This window comes from Rhodococcus sp. p52, from assembly GCF_000763325.2.
Classification (GTDB): Bacteria; Actinomycetota; Actinomycetes; order Mycobacteriales; family Mycobacteriaceae; genus Rhodococcus; species Rhodococcus pyridinivorans.
Genome location: NZ_CP016819.1, coordinates 3,169,725 through 3,183,503, shown reverse-complemented (window position 1 = coordinate 3,183,503; position 13,779 = coordinate 3,169,725). Strand labels below are relative to the sequence as shown.

Here is a 13,779-nt window from a genome sequence, read left to right as displayed (position 1 = left end):
CAGTAGACCCCGAGCGGACGTCCTCGGTCAGCCCAGCTCGTCCGGCAGGTCGAGCGGGCGGCCGAGCACGTGCTCGGACAGGAACGCCTCGACGGTCCGGTACCAGATCTTCGAGTGCTGAGGCTTCAGCACCCAGTGGTTCTCGGACGGGAAGTACAGGAAGCGGTGGACGGTGGTGCCGTCGTCCTCGGCGGGTCGACCCGATTCGTTGAGCAGCTCGTACCACAGGCGCAGGGCTTCGCCGATCGGGACGCGATAGTCCTTGTCGCCGTGGATCACGAGCATGGGCGTGACGATGTCGGCGACGAACAGGTGCGGTGAGTTCTCGACCGCCATCTCCGGGGTCATCTCCCGCTGCCAGTACCAGGCAACGTCGGTGGTCGGGGTGAACTGGTCCAGCGCCCACAGACCCGCGTGGGTGACGACCGCGCGGAACCGGTCGGTGTGCCCGGCGATCCAATTGGCGAGATATCCACCGAACGATCCGCCCATCACCGCGGTCCGCTCCTCGTCGATATCCTCACGCGCGACCGCGGCATCCGTGACGGCCATCAGATCGGTGTACGGTTCGTTCCCCCACCGACCCCAGCCACGCCGCACGAAGTCGTCGCCGTAGCCGGTGGACAGTGCGGGATCGGGCAGCAGCACCGCATAGCCGCGGGCGACGAGGAGCCACGGGTTCCAGCGCCACGACCAGGTGTTCCAGCTGCTCAGCGGACCGCCGTGCACCCACAGAAGCATCGGCGCGGGGTCGTCGGCGGACGCCGTGTGCGGAAGCGCGAACCACGCCCGCAGCGGCGTGCCGTCGGCGGCCTCGGTGGTCAGTTCCTCGAGACGTCCCGGCAGTTCCGGGAGCGCAGCGGGAGCACGTAGCGGCGTGACGGTGCCGGCGTCCGGTCCGGTGAGGTCGATGCGCACGGGGTGCGGCGGCGCTTCGTAGGAGGCGCGCAGCGCGTACGCCCTGCTGCCGTCGGGTGCGAGACAGACGTCCGTGTAGGCGGCGTCGTCCGCGGTCAGGCGGTCGGGCTGCGCGGATCCGAGTCTCTGCACGAAGACCGGCGCACGGCCGTGATCGTCGGCGGTGAGCACGAGACCGGAACCGTCGGGCAGCCAGGTGACGGAAGTGGGACGCCTGTCCCATTCAGGGGCCTCGATGGTCGTGGTTCCGCTCGCGATGTCCAGGACGCGGACGGTGATCTGCGGCGGGGTCTCCGCGTCGCCCATCGATTCGTGCAGGTAGGCGAGCTTCGTCCCGTCGCGCGAGATCGACGGGTGCGTCGCGTCGCCGGTCTCGACGTCGACGAGCGGGGTGCGCAGGCCGGTGCCGAGATCGACCCGCACGAGCGTGACCCGGCGCGAGGCGAGCGGACCGGGGACCACCCAGGTCGCGGCGGCGAACGAACCGTCGGCAGCGATGTCGACGGAGCCATCACGCAGCGACCCTCGGATCCCGGGCGTGAGGTCGGTGAACCCGTGGCCGCAGTTGTCCGGGACGAGCAGGTGCGGCTGGTCGGGTCCGAGATCGTGGTCCCAGTAGCGCACCGGATAGCCCGTGTGCAGCACCGCGGTGACGACCTTGTCCTTACGGGCGTCCCGGATCCGTTCGTCGTCGGACTCGCTGTGGCCGAGGACGGACGCGACGAGGACGATCCGGTCGGCCTCGGATGCCGCGTGCACCGATGCGAATCCACCCTTGCGGGATCCGACCTGCTCGGCCTCGCCGCCCGCTGCGGGCAGTCGCCACAGCGACACCGGCGGATCGTCCTTGCCCCGGGCGGCGGTGAACAGCAGGTCGCCGGACGCGGTGAAGGTCGGGTTCGATTCACCCGTCGTGCCGTGAGTGAGGCGTCGCGCCGGGGCGTTGCCTTCGGGATCCACCTCCCACAAAGCCTCGGTGTACGAGGTGGCCTTGTCGTCGAGCGTCGACTGCGTGATCACCAGGCGATTCCCGTCCGGGGACATCGTGAGGGAGGTGACGCGAGGAAGCGCCAGGTAGTCGTCGAGCTCGTGGAAGGCCGTCATGCCTGGACGATATCGGGAGCGGCGGTGGGCGGTCCGCAAGGTGGCACCGAGTTCGTCTGTAACCTGGTCGTTCGGCGGGTACATCCCGTGGCAACGCCGTCACCCAGTCCGAACGGAGCACTCACATGGTCGACCTCGCATACGTCATCGCCGGCTCGGAAGCGACCGGTGGCGCCGGTCTGCAGGTCGACCTCAAGACGTTCCAGCAGCTCGGTGTGTACGGGGTGGGCACCACGACGTGCATCGTCTCGTTCGACCCGAAGAACAACTGGGGCCACCGCTTCTTCCCCGTCCCGGCCGACGTGATCGCCGAGCAGATCGAGGCCGCCACCGCCGCCCACAATCTCGACGTGGTGAAGATCGGCATGCTGGGCACGCCCGCGACGATCGACGTCGTAGCCGAGGGACTCGAGAAGCAGGACTGGCGGCACGTCGTGCTCGACCCGGTCCTGATCTGCAAGGGCCAGGAGGCCGGCGCGGCCCTCGACACCGACAACGCCCTGCGCGCGCAGGTGCTCCCCCACGCCACGGTCGTCACCCCGAACCTGTTCGAGGCACGGACGCTGTCCGGGATGGACGAGATCACCTCGGTCGACCAGCTCATCGAGGCGGCGCGTCGCATCCACGACCTCGGCCCGAAGTACGTCGTCGCGAAGGGCGGCGTCGAACTCGACGGCGAGGACGCCGTGGACGTGCTGTTCGACGGCTCCGAGGTCACCCTCCTGACGGCACCGAAGGTCGGCAACGAGCGTGTCTCCGGCGCCGGCTGCACCCTCGCCGCCGCGATCACCGCCGAACTCGCGAAGGGCGCGTCGGTCGCCGACGCCGCGGCCCGCGCGAAGGATTTCGTCACGACCGGGATCAAGGGCCGCGTGTCCGCCAACACCCCGTTCGACACCGTCTGGCAGGGCGCCTGATCCGAAGGCGGGAAGCATCCCGTCAGCGCGGCTGCCGCCACATCCCCCACAGGGTCGGCCCACCACCGGGGATGACGATGGCGCGGGTGACCTCGAACCCGAACCGCTCGTAGTAGGGAACGTTCGATTCCTTGCTCGACTCGAGGTAGGCGGGGGCGTGTTCGGCGTCGGCGCGGTCGAGGCCGGCCTTCATCAGGGCTTTGCCGAGGCCGGTCCCCCGCGCATCAGGTGAGGTGCCGATCGTCGACAGGTACCAGTGCGGTTCGTCCGGATGCGCCGCGTCGAGGGTGACGTTGACCTGCCCTCCCCGCTTCATGTAGCGGCCGAGCGCGGCGTAGAAGCCGGGCAGGAGGCGGAGGGAGGTCCACGCATCGGTGCGCCATCGTCCGGGCGGCGCCCACATCGCCGCGCCTCCGACGGTCCCATCGGACTCGGCGATGTCGGTGGCTCCCAACGGCACCATGTGGTGGCGGGCGTCGGCGGCGAAGAAAAGGGTCATGCGGCGGATACGGTGCTCCTCGTCCGGGAACATCCACGCGAAGACCGGATCGTCGAAGAACGCCTCGGCGATCACCCGAGCGAAGACCGGAATGTCGCGGCGCGTGGCGGTTCTCGGTTCGACGGCCATGTCGGCAGCCTACGACGAAGACGTGCCCGACGACCTGCCTTCCGTCGCCAGTTCCTTCGCGAGGGGCGTGGGGAACCGCGGCATCACCCGCACCCCACCCAGCCAGTCGTCGAGGCGGGCGGCTTCCTCGCGTAGCACCGCGGTGCCCTCGGCGCCGATGTCCTCGAGCAGATGCAGGCTCACCGCTCCCGTGTCGGTCTGCCACCACGTGCCGACGATCCGTCCGTCCCACCAGGCGGTGGGACCGGCGTTGCCGTTGGAGTCGAACAGCGCCTCCTTGTACGGCCCGAGATACCACTCGCGTTCGGTCCACCCCATGACCGTGGGGTCCAGACCGGGCAGCAGTGCACCCCACGGTTCGACGGGAGCGGGCTCGTCCACGTCGTCGGCCAGGAGGTAGCCGGGACGGCCGTCGAGATCGACCTCCACCACGTCGAGTTCGGCGAGGGCCGCGCGGACGGCAGTGAGGGTGGAGCCGAGCCACCATTTCAGATCCCCCTCGGTGCCGGGACCGAATGCGCGCAGCCACATCCGCACGAGTTCGCGCACACCCGTCGCCTCGTCGACGGGGTCGACGGCCGAGCCCAGCCACGACTCGGTGGTCGTCCAGGTGGGGCGCGAAACCCGCCACGACCCCTTGTTCGACGCCCGGACCACTTTCCCCTCGGCGGAGAGCACCGTGAGCACGCGAGGCGCGAAGGTGACCGGCCCACCCCAGGATTTGCCGGCACCGAACTCCAGCGCGCCGTCGAGGAGCGGGATCTCGGCTTTGAGCTCGCTCGATGTCGCCTCCCGCCCGTCGGCCAGGGCGGCGAGGATGTGGCGGCTCCCCTCGTCGAGCCAGCTCTCGCCGTCGTCGTGCAATCCGGCCTTCACGACGTCCTTGACGACCGTGCGCCGTTGTGCGGCGGCAACCCGGGCGCTCGCCCCGGCCTGCACCACCGGGAGGGTGCCGAGCGGGACGACGAAGACGGTGCGCCGCATGGCCATGTGTTTGACCATGGTGCGGTCGTCGTAGAGCGCCCTGTCGAGGTCGGCCACGGTGAACCCGTCCACACGTGCCCACGCCGACAGGTAGACGGTCGCCGGGTCGGTGCCGTGCAGGCACACCAGGGACGTCGCCGCGTCGACGGCGTCGGGGGCGCGGTGGGCGGGATGCAACCGGTGCCGGACGGCCAGTCGTGCCCGGCGTTCGTCCACGTCGATCCTGGGTGCGGCCATGGCCGTCATCGTAGGACCGGCCACCGACCTCGGGCGCGCGGTGAAGGGGCCCCGCGGCCTCAGGCTGCTCGTTCGCGCAGCCAGGCCATCGCCTCCATCCGGTACTCGTCGATGCCCTTGTACTGCGCGATCTCGCGCGGCAGCTCCTCGACGATGTCGGCGAGCTGGTACGCCCACTGCGGGTAGGCGGCGATCTCGGCGAGGGGTGCCATGTAGGTGCGGATGTTGAACACGATCGCACCGGTCGTCGGCAGCCGGATGAGGTGCTCGAGTTCGATGCGCAGCTGGATCCTCCCCCAGTCCTTCTCGGCCATCAGGCGGGGGATGTCGTCCATCCACTCGGGCATCGTCTCGAGGCTCGTGTCGCGGCGCCGCGAGCCGACGGCCGAGAAGGTCCAGTTCACCCGTCGGTAGGGCTGGTCGGCGGTGAGCCGGCGCAGGAACTGCTCGGCCCGGTCGGTGACCCCGTCGCGCGTGAGACCGGGTACGGGACGGTGGATCTCGTGCATGCTCATGCCGATGTCGAACTTCACCGACCAGTCGGCGGAGGAGGTCACCACGGCGGCGTCGAAGTAGAGGTGGCCGTCGCGTTCGGTGACGAGCAGGACGTCGTCGGGGATCTGGCAGGCGACGAACACCAGCGGGTGTTCGGGCAGCGTCTCCGGATCACCCGGGACGAAGGTGCAGTCGATTCCGAGAGGTTGGTTGCGCCAACGGTATCCGGATCCGAGTCGGTCGAGGGTCATGAGGTCGGGATACGACGCGGCCATCTCGCGGAAGTAGAACATCAGCAGGTCCCACGAGGCCGGGGTCATGTGCGGGAGGTAGCGGACCCGGTGCGGGTCCCGCTCGAGGATCCCCTGTCGCAGGGCCATCATCTCGACGTAGTCAGGTCCGAGGTCGACGATGTGTTCGCCCCAGCCGCCGGCGAACGTGTCGACGCGGCGGCGGGCGGGTTCGACGTTGACCCCGTAGCGGAATCTGTTCTCACCTTCGAGAAAAGGCCACGGGAGATAGGACAGGTCGCTAATAACGGTCACATTCGGTCCTTCCGGTCGGTTCTGTCAGGCGACGGCTCCGAGATAGGTGCCGTGGTGACTCGACAGGTGCGGGCGGATCTCGAGGGAGATCCCGCACCCGGCGCACGAGATCCTGTCGCCGGGTCGCGCGTCGGCCCGCTGTGTCGTCTCGCAGTGGGGGCAGAAAACCGTCAGCGTCACCGTCGACGTGACGTAGGTGATGAGTTCGCAGGGCAGGGCGCCGGCCTGCCGGGCGGCGGCGGTGTAGGCCATGGCCTCGGCGGCCGGACCGGCGACGAGGATGCGTGATCCCGCCCTCAGCGCGGCGACCGCTTCGGCGGCGCGACCGGGTGTCGGGTCGTAGAGGGAGGCGGCGTCGCGTCCAAGTTCGGAGGCGTCGGCCATCCAGTGCCGCACCGCCTTTCGCGCGAGTTCGCAGTCGCTCGCGGCGAGGACGAGGAAGGCGCGACCGGCACGGTCGAGTGCGGGTGGGTCGCCGTGGACGAATCCGGAGGCCTTCACGTCCGCACACCCCCGTAGGTGCGGAGCCAGCGCACCCCCGGTTCGCGGGTGCGGGTGATGCCCTTGTAGTCGGCCATATCCTCGGGCAGCTCCTCGAGGACACGGCACAACCGCTCGGCCCATTCCGGTACGCGGGCGATGTCCTCGAAGGGCAGCAGGTAGGTGCGGATGAGGAACATGATCGCGCCGGAGACACCGAGGCGCACGAGGTGCTGGACCTCGACGCGCAGGTTCAGCCGGCGCCCCACGTCCTCGAGCGGCCCCTCGGCGAGCAGCCGCCGGTCGCGTCCCCACACGGGATAGGTCTCGGTGGACTGGTCGAGGAGGCGGTCGACGCTGAGCGACCAGTTGGTGCGGCGGTACTGCCGGCCGGGCTGCAGGCCCATGAGGAACTGCTGGGCGCGCGGGATGACCCCTTCGGTGTGCACGCGCGGGACGGGCCCGTGGATCTGCAGGAAGCTCATGCCGACGTCGAAGCGCAGCGACCAGTCGGCGGCGAAGGTCACCAGTCCGGCGTCGCCCCAGAGGGCACCCTCACGCTGGTCGAGCAGCACGACGTCCTCCTGGAGGTGCCTGCCGACGAACAGCAGGGGTGGTTCGGGCAGGGTGGACGGATCACCGAACACGAAGGACTGTTCGACGCCGAGTGCCTGGTTGGTGAATCGCCGGGCCGCACCGTCCCCGTCGAGCGAGAACTTCTCGGGGTGGGCGTCGGTGAGCATCCGCATGAGGGTGAGCATCGCGTCCCACTGGGCGATCTCCATGTGCGGCAGAGCCTGGAACCGGGTGGGGTCCTCGGCGAGGATGCGGGTGCGTTCGGCGAGATCCTCCCGGTACCGCCCGTCGACGTCGACGGGGTGGGTCCCCCATCCCCCGACGGGTGTCTCCACGACACTGCCGGCGGGTTCGACGTTGGTGCTGTAGCGGTAGGTGTCGCGGGGGAAGGGGAACGGGAAGCGGGCGATGCGGTCGGGGATCGCCGCGCTGTCGCCGAGGGCCTCGAGGTCGATCGTGGTACTCACAGATCCAGCTCCAATCGGGGTCCGTTCGCGCGGGAGACGCACGGCATGAGGCAGTCTCCGGCCTCCTTCTCGGCGGCGCCGAGATACAGGTCGCGGTGTTCGATGTCGCCGCTCACCACGGGCAGCCGGCACTCCCCGCACACGCCCTGACGGCAGAGGCTGGGGACCGCGATGCCGCGGGATCCGAGCGCTTCGAGGAGGCTGACACCCGAGGCGACGTCCACGTCGACGCCGCTGCGGGTGAGGTGTGCGGTGAACGGTTCGCCGGGGTCGAGGTCGCCGACCCCGAAGTGCTCGTAGTGCACGCGGGCGCCGGGCCAGCCGGCGCGACCGGCACGGTCGGTGAGTTCGTCGATGAGCGCAGCCGGGCCGCACGCGTAGAGGTGGGTGCCGATCGGCTGGTCCAGCAGCGCGGGTCCCATATGCTCCCAGAAGCCGTCGCGGCCGGTGTGGAGGTGGAGGCGGTCGCCGCACAGCTGCTCCAGGTCGTCGAGGTGGGCGGCGTCGCCCTCCCGGTGGACGTAGTGCACCTCGAACGAGCGGCCCCACTGCACGGCGGCGCGGACGTGGGACAGGATCGGGGTGACGCCGATTCCGCCGGCGACGAGCAGGTGGTGCCGCGCGGTGAGGACCGGGGCGAAGGCGCTGCGCGGGGTGCTCACCTGCACCCTGTCCCCCGCTCGCAGGGAGTGGATCCAGCGGGAGCCACCGCGGCCGTCCTCCTCGAGCCGTACGGAGATGCCGTAGTGGTCGGGCTCGAAACCGGGTCCGGTGAGGGAGTAGGAGTTCCGGCGGGATTGCCCCTCCGGCCCGGTTCCGCAGGTCACGACGATGTGACTGCCCGGGGTGAAGGAGGGCAGGAGTGCGCCGTCGGACGCGACCAGCCGCATGTGCCGCACGGTCGGGGTCAGTGCGGTGACCTCGTCGACCGCCAGCACCAGGCCGGCGTCGGACGGCACGTTCGTTGCGGGGCTGTCGGACATCAGGGTCATCAGCGTTCCTCCGCGTCGATCATGTAGCCGAGGTAGGCCGCGTGGTGACGCGAGACATGGTGGTAGACCACGAGTTCCGCGCGGCAGTTCGGGCAGGTGGTGCACCGGCCGACCTCGACGTCGGCGAGATGGGTGGTGTGACAGTGTGCGCAGTAGACCGCGCGGTCGGCGGTGTCGATCGGGACGGGCATGATCTCCTCGTCGACGAGCCCGCCGGCCACCGCCACGGCCCTTGCGGCGAGGACGGCGGCCTCGGATCCGACGAGGACGAGTCGGCAGCCGACCCGGGAGGCGTCGAGCTGCCGTCGGAGGACGCGGGCAGCTGTGTCGCCCCACTCGGCGGGCAGACGCATCCAGTCCACCCGCCGACCGTCGAAGGACAGCAAGAGATTCCGCGCCTGCTCGGCGGCCTCGTCGCCGAAGGACAGGATCGTGAAGGTCCGTCCCCCGCCGGCGATGCTCCGTTCCTCGTCCCACCTCGGCACACTGGTGGTGTCCATACAGACGTTCACGGCATCTCCTAGGGCGCGAAGGAGCGGAGGCCGACGTAGAAGGCGAGCGCGCCTTCGGGGGTGGTGAAGCGGATGCGGGATCCCTTGGGGAAGAAGATCGCGTCGTACGCACGGGCGATCTCGACCTGGCCGGTGTCGAGGTTCTCGAGGCGGAACTCGCCGTCGAGGACGACCTTCATCTCGTCGTATTCGTAGGTGTAGTCGAGGGGCGCCTCGGTGGGTTCGAGACGGAAGTAGCCGGAGGCCATGGGGCAGCCTTCGGGATTCGGGTGGACGTCGTCGATGTAGCCCTTCGTTCCCGGGAACTCGTCGACCGACATCTGCGGGAGGTTCTTCCAGAAACCGGAGGTCACTCGGAATGCGGGCACGGTGGTGGTCTCGGACATGGCAACTCCTCAAAGGGAAGGAATGCGCGAACGCGCGGTGTGCAACGAGAACGTCGATCGCTGACGTGAAACAGACGATAATGGGAAGAAACGCAGCGATGGTTGCAGTTCTGTTAACGCGCGTAACCGATTCCTCTCGAGGGCAAGGGAATCCGGACCCTCGAGGAGGTTCCCCGGAACCTGGACGGAACATCCGTCAGCGGCCGGGATCGAAGAGGGCGCGATGCCAGATACGCGTGACGATCTCGGCGGCCCGTTCGAGCGGTATGGGCGTCTCCTGCAGGGCGTCCTGCGCGTACCAGACGTAGTCCGACCCAGCGCGGGCGGATCGCCCGGTCCGACTCCGGTGCCGTCGCCCGGCTGCGCGCCGCGGGCTCGTCGGGTTCAAGCCGACCACCGGATCGTGCGCGGACGAACGGGGGTTCCGCGCGATGACTGATTTCGTCACCGCCGGCCCGCCGGCCTGGACGGTGGACGAAACCCGCATCATGACGGAGATCCTCGCCGAGACGACCTTCGAACGCACCGCGGTGCGGCACCGGCGGATCGCCTTCTTCCGGCGCCCGGACGGACGTCCGGTCGATCCCGCGGTCGCCCGCACCGTCGAGACCGTCGCCGGAATCCTGTCGGATCTCGGGCACGAGGTCGTCGAGACCGACATCCCGATCCAGGGGTGGAACGAGATCTTCGGGCCGCTCGTGCTCGACGACGGGCTGCGCGAACGCGCCCATCTGCTCGACGATCCGGAGCTGCTGACCCCGCTACGAGCGGGCGAGTCCGGGAGCCGCGATGCAGCTGACCAGCGCCGAGGTCGCCGGTGCCCGCGGGCACTGGACGGATTCCGCCTCCGCATGGACGATTTCCAGCACCGTTGCCGTCAAGGGCATCGACACCCTGAACGGTACCGAGGTCGACGACCCCTACTTCTCCGACTGCGAGTTGCCCGCCGACTCGGTGGTCGGTGAGGTCGGCCAGGACTGGTCCCAGCTCATGCCCGGGCCGGCGACCGAGCGGCTGATCCTCGCCGCCCAGATGCTCGGCGTCGCCGAACGTGCCTTCGACGACCTCTAGGGTCTGGCGCGGGCGTCGTCGATGGCCAAACTCGAGGCGACGGAGGTCGCCAAGAACACAGCCCTCGAGTGCATGCAGATGATGGGCGGCTACTCCACTGAGTTCGACATGGTGCGGCACGTGCGCGCGGCCCTCGGCGCGACGATCTACGGCGGAACCAACGAGATCCAGCGCGACATCATCGGGAACTCGTTCGGTCTCCGATAGAACCCTCGCTCACACGAACATCGCAGCGGCGGGACGGTCCTTCGACCGTCCCGCCGCTGTTTGTCGTTCGCATACAGGGCGGTTTCCACGCCAAGCGTCACCGCAATCTCACGGTTGCGTAACACGCCCGTCATGGATACCGTGTTTCCTTCTATTCGACAGCGATTCCTACAGTGAAACTTCGTCGAACCGAGGAGCCCCCATGACGCTGGAAGCCACCGACACATCCGTGCTGCGCCTCCCGTCCACGAACGGCCGGTCCCCCGAGACCTCCGGCACCGCCGGTCTGGCCGAGCTCGCACACGCGACCGGCACCCGCTTCATCCTCGCCGTCTTCACCACCCTGTCCGGAAAGCCCTGCGCCAAGCTGGTTCCCGTCGAATCCGTCGACGAGCTCGCCACCGACGGTGTCGGTTTCGCCGGCTACGCCGCGGGCTCGATGGGCCAGGTCCCCAAGGACCCCGACCTGGTCGCCATCCCCGACGTCTCGTCCTTCACCCCCATCCCCTTCGTCCGCGAGGGCCTGGCGCTGGTCCACTGCGACCCCTACGTCGAGGGCAAGCCCTGGCCGTACGCCCCGCGGGTGATCCTCAAGACCGCGCTCGCGCAGGCCGCCGCCAAGGGCCTGAGCGTCAAGGTGGGCACCGAGATCGAGTACTTCCTCGTCCAGCGCGACGAGAACGGAACCCTGCGCACCGCCGACGCCCTCGACACCTCCCGCCAGCCCTGCTACGACGCCCGCGACGTCACCCGCATGTACGAGCACCTGACGTCGATCTCCTCGGCGATGAACACCCTCGGATGGGGCAACTACGCCAACGACCACGAGGACGGCAACGGGCAGTTCGAGCAGAACTTCCAGTACGCCGACGCCCTGACCACCGCCGACCGCGTCATCACCCTGCGTTACCTCATCTCCGTGCTCGCCGAGCAGCGCGGCATGACCGCGACCTTCATGCCCAAGCCGTTCGCCGATCGCACCGGCTCCGGGATGCACATGCACCTGTCGCTGTGGCAGGGCGACACCCCCGTCTTCCCCGACGCGAACGATTCCTGCGGACTCGGACTGTCCAAGACCGCCTACTCGTTCGTCGCCGGCATCCTCGAGCACGCCTGCGCCCTGCAGGGTGTCATCGCACCGACGGTCAACTCCTACAAGCGCACCGGCGCCACCAGCACCGCCTCCGGCGCCACCTGGTCGCCGCGCTACGCGACCTACGGCGGCAACGACCGCACCCACTACCTGCGCGTCCCCGACGCCAACCGCGTCGAACTGCGCGGCGGGGACGGCTCGGCCAACCCCTATCTCGCCACCGCCGCGACCGTCGCCGCCGGCCTCGACGGCATCGAACGCGACCTCGATCCCGGCGAGCCGGGCACCGGCGGCACCGCGACGCTGCCGATGACGCTGCTGCACGCCATGGACGCCCTCGAGGCCGATCCGGTGGTCTCCGGCGCACTCGACGCAGCCGGGGCGGGCGTTGCCGACTACTTCGCCTCCCTCAAGCGCGAGGAGTTCTTCCACTGGCACAACACCGTGACCCCGTGGGAGATCGACAGCTATCTGACCGCTTTCTGACCACCGACTGCTTCCAGACCCATCGAACAGGAGAGACGACCATGTGCGGAATCGTCGGACTTCATCTGCGAGACGCCTCGCTCGAGCCCCGGTTGGGCAGCCTGCTGACCGGGATGCTCGGGCAGATGGTGGACCGTGGACCGGATTCGGCGGGCGTCGCCGTCTACGGCAACCCGGTCTTCTCCCCCGCCGGGGAGTCGTCGGTCTCGGTGCTCGACGCACCCTCGGACCTCGCCACCGCCGTCGGCGATGCACTGGGTGTGACCGTCGGGGCGCTCGATCTCGCCCCCACCACCGTGCTGCACGCCCCCGTCCCCGCGACCCTGCTCGCCGACACCGTCCGCACGCTGGCCCCCACCGCGACCGTCATCGGTTTCGGCGACGACGTGACCGTCCTCAAGGGCACCGGCGATCCCCGCGATCTCGCCGAGACCTTCGGCCTGCCCGCCGCCTCCGGCCGGCAGGGTGTCGGCCACACCCGCATGGCCACCGAATCCGCCGTCACCGCAGCAGGATCGCACCCCTTCGCCGTCGGCCCCGACCAGTGCCTCGCGCACAACGGCTCGTTCTCCAACCACCTGTCGATCAAGCGCGAACTCGAGGACGAGGGCGTGGTGTTCGACAGCGAGAACGACACCGAGGTCGGCGCACGCTTCGTCGCCAAACACCTCGCCGAGGGCGCCGACCTGGAGAAGGCACTGCGTCTGCTCGGTGAACGCTTCGACGGCTTCTACACCCTGCTGGTGTCCACCTCCGATTCGTTCGCCGTGGTCCGCGATCCGATCGCCTGCAAGCCCGCGATCGTCGCCGAGTGCGACGCCTACGTCGCGATGGCCTCGGAATTCCGCGCCCTGGCAGGACTTCCCGGCATCGCCGACGCCCGCATCTTCGAACCCGAGCCGGACCGGGTCTACGTGTGGCGACGCTGACCGGCCGCGCGAATCCCGACTCCGCCGTCCCGATCTCATCCCCGGAGGCAATCATGACCACCGATACCCTGCTCCCGACCGCCACCTACGACCTGGCGACGACCACTACCCGCGAACTCAATGCGGCACTGCACGCGATGGAGGCCCCGGCCTCGATCGAGGTGGTGAACCCGCAAGGCGCCCACGCACTCGCCTGCGGCCTGAACCGGCCGATCGACGTCCGCATCGACGGCCACGTCGGCTACTACGCAGCCGGGATGAACCAGCACGCCCACGTGACCATCGATGGCAACGCCGGCGTCGGGGTCGCGGAGAACATGATGTCGGGCAGTGTGCGCGTCACCGGCGACGCCTCGCAGTCCGCCGGTGCGACCGCCCACGGCGGGCTGCTGGTCATCGAAGGCAATGCCGCCGCACGCTGCGGCATCTCGATGAAGGGCGTCGACATCGTCGTCGGCGGTGATATCGGTCACATGAGCGCCTTCATGGGACAGGCCGGCCGACTCGTCGTCCTCGGCGATGCCGGTGAGGCCCTGGGCGATTCACTGTACGAGGTGCGGATCTACGTGCGGGGCAGCGTCGCCTCGCTCGGTGCGGACTGCGTCAAGAAGGAGATGCTCCCCGAGCACATCGCCGAGCTGCAGGAACTGCTCGACACGGCCGGTTTCGACGCCGACCCGGCCGAGTTCACCCGCTACGGCTCGGCCCGGCAGCTCTACCACTTCCACGTCGACAACGCTTCGGCCTACTGA

13 protein-coding genes and 2 pseudogenes are annotated in these 13,779 nt (G+C 69.3%); 6 read left to right on the top strand and 9 right to left on the bottom strand.

Annotated features, from left to right (window positions below; genetic code table 11):
* Positions 1–27 precede the first annotated feature (27 nt).
* On the bottom strand, positions 28–2,022 hold the full coding sequence (locus tag IM25_RS14715) for a S9 family peptidase (RefSeq protein ID WP_065996532.1): 1,995 nt from the start codon (positions 2,020–2,022) through the stop codon (positions 28–30).
* Positions 2,023–2,147: 125 nt separating this feature from the next.
* On the opposite strand from IM25_RS14715, the gene thiD reads away from it, so the two are divergent.
* Positions 2,148–2,939, top strand: a complete 792-nt coding sequence (gene thiD / locus IM25_RS14710; RefSeq protein ID WP_006551175.1) for a bifunctional hydroxymethylpyrimidine kinase/phosphomethylpyrimidine kinase — start codon at positions 2,148–2,150, stop codon at positions 2,937–2,939.
* Positions 2,940–2,961: 22 nt separating this feature from the next.
* Here thiD and IM25_RS14705 read toward each other — a convergent pair whose 3' ends face one another.
* The 8 genes from IM25_RS14705 to IM25_RS14670 are packed head-to-tail and all read right to left on the bottom strand — an operon-like array spanning position 2,962 to position 9,241.
* Positions 2,962–3,567, bottom strand: a complete 606-nt coding sequence (locus tag IM25_RS14705; protein ID WP_033096472.1) for a GNAT family N-acetyltransferase — start codon at positions 3,565–3,567, stop codon at positions 2,962–2,964.
* Positions 3,568–3,576: 9 nt separating this feature from the next.
* Positions 3,577–4,788 carry a winged helix DNA-binding domain-containing protein gene (locus IM25_RS14700; RefSeq protein WP_065996143.1) on the bottom strand — a complete coding sequence of 404 codons (1,212 nt, stop codon included), beginning with the start codon at positions 4,786–4,788 and terminating at the stop codon, positions 3,577–3,579.
* 59 nt (positions 4,789–4,847) lie between these two features.
* The gene (locus IM25_RS14695; RefSeq protein WP_033096470.1) at positions 4,848–5,828 is read right to left on the bottom strand and encodes a heme-dependent oxidative N-demethylase family protein; all 981 of its coding nucleotides are present in this window, start codon (positions 5,826–5,828) and stop codon (positions 4,848–4,850) included.
* A gap of 24 nt (positions 5,829–5,852) precedes the next feature.
* Positions 5,853–6,329 (bottom strand): dimethylamine monooxygenase subunit DmmA family protein, encoded by a 477-nt coding sequence (locus IM25_RS14690; RefSeq protein WP_033096469.1) that lies wholly within the window; start codon positions 6,327–6,329, stop codon positions 5,853–5,855.
* Entirely contained in the window at positions 6,326–7,351 is a 1,026-nt protein-coding gene (locus IM25_RS14685) for a heme-dependent oxidative N-demethylase family protein (protein WP_084295019.1), read from the bottom strand. Before IM25_RS14685 ends, IM25_RS14690 begins: the two co-directional genes overlap by 4 nt.
* Positions 7,348–8,343 (bottom strand): PDR/VanB family oxidoreductase, encoded by a 996-nt coding sequence (locus IM25_RS14680; RefSeq protein ID WP_006551169.1) that lies wholly within the window; start codon positions 8,341–8,343, stop codon positions 7,348–7,350. The genes IM25_RS14685 and IM25_RS14680 overlap by 4 nt, the downstream gene beginning before the upstream one ends.
* Positions 8,343–8,855 carry a dimethylamine monooxygenase subunit DmmA family protein gene (locus IM25_RS14675; RefSeq protein WP_230809554.1) on the bottom strand — a complete coding sequence of 171 codons (513 nt, stop codon included), beginning with the start codon at positions 8,853–8,855 and terminating at the stop codon, positions 8,343–8,345. Before IM25_RS14675 ends, IM25_RS14680 begins: the two co-directional genes overlap by 1 nt.
* Positions 8,856–8,863: 8 nt before the next feature.
* Complete coding sequence (locus IM25_RS14670; RefSeq protein WP_006551167.1) at positions 8,864–9,241, bottom strand: cupin domain-containing protein; 378 nt, start codon at positions 9,239–9,241, stop codon at positions 8,864–8,866.
* Positions 9,242–9,651: 410 nt separating this feature from the next.
* Here IM25_RS14670 and IM25_RS27630 point away from each other — a divergent pair.
* The 5 genes and pseudogenes from IM25_RS27630 to IM25_RS14640 form a co-directional block, all read left to right on the top strand.
* A pseudogene (locus tag IM25_RS27630) lies at positions 9,652–10,206 on the top strand (amidase); the annotation flags it as partial.
* Positions 10,118–10,519 (top strand): annotated as a pseudogene (locus tag IM25_RS26910) (acyl-CoA dehydrogenase family protein); the annotation flags it as partial. The pseudogenes IM25_RS27630 and IM25_RS26910, both read left to right, overlap by 89 nt.
* 202 nt (positions 10,520–10,721) lie before the next feature.
* A complete protein-coding gene (glnT, locus tag IM25_RS14650; RefSeq protein WP_006551161.1) occupies positions 10,722–12,098 on the top strand; it encodes a type III glutamate--ammonia ligase in 1,377 nt (458 codons plus the stop codon).
* A 41-nt stretch (positions 12,099–12,139) separates the two neighbouring features.
* Positions 12,140–13,027, top strand: a complete 888-nt coding sequence (locus IM25_RS14645) for a glutamine amidotransferase (protein WP_033096465.1) — start codon at positions 12,140–12,142, stop codon at positions 13,025–13,027.
* Positions 13,028–13,080: 53 nt separating this feature from the next.
* A complete protein-coding gene (locus IM25_RS14640; protein ID WP_050993466.1) occupies positions 13,081–13,779 on the top strand; it encodes a protein glxC in 699 nt (232 codons plus the stop codon).

Bases quoted from the DNA above. Each gene is read 5' to 3' on its own strand.
- thiD (WP_006551175.1), top strand. From the start codon at position 2,148: ATGGTCGACCTCGCATACGTCATCGCCGGCTCGGAAGCGACCGGTGGC.
- IM25_RS14670 (WP_006551167.1), bottom strand. From the start codon at position 9,241: ATGTCCGAGACCACCACCGTGCCCGCATTCCGAGTGACCTCCGGTTTC.
- IM25_RS14715 (WP_065996532.1), bottom strand. From the start codon at position 2,022: ATGACGGCCTTCCACGAGCTCGACGACTACCTGGCGCTTCCTCGCGTC.
- IM25_RS14700 (WP_065996143.1), bottom strand. From the start codon at position 4,788: ATGGCCGCACCCAGGATCGACGTGGACGAACGCCGGGCACGACTGGCC.
- IM25_RS14705 (WP_033096472.1), bottom strand. From the start codon at position 3,567: ATGGCCGTCGAACCGAGAACCGCCACGCGCCGCGACATTCCGGTCTTC.
- IM25_RS14645 (WP_033096465.1), top strand. From the start codon at position 12,140: ATGTGCGGAATCGTCGGACTTCATCTGCGAGACGCCTCGCTCGAGCCC.
- IM25_RS14640 (WP_050993466.1), top strand. From the start codon at position 13,081: ATGACCACCGATACCCTGCTCCCGACCGCCACCTACGACCTGGCGACG.
- glnT (WP_006551161.1), top strand. From the start codon at position 10,722: ATGACGCTGGAAGCCACCGACACATCCGTGCTGCGCCTCCCGTCCACG.
- IM25_RS14680 (WP_006551169.1), bottom strand. From the start codon at position 8,343: ATGACCCTGATGTCCGACAGCCCCGCAACGAACGTGCCGTCCGACGCC.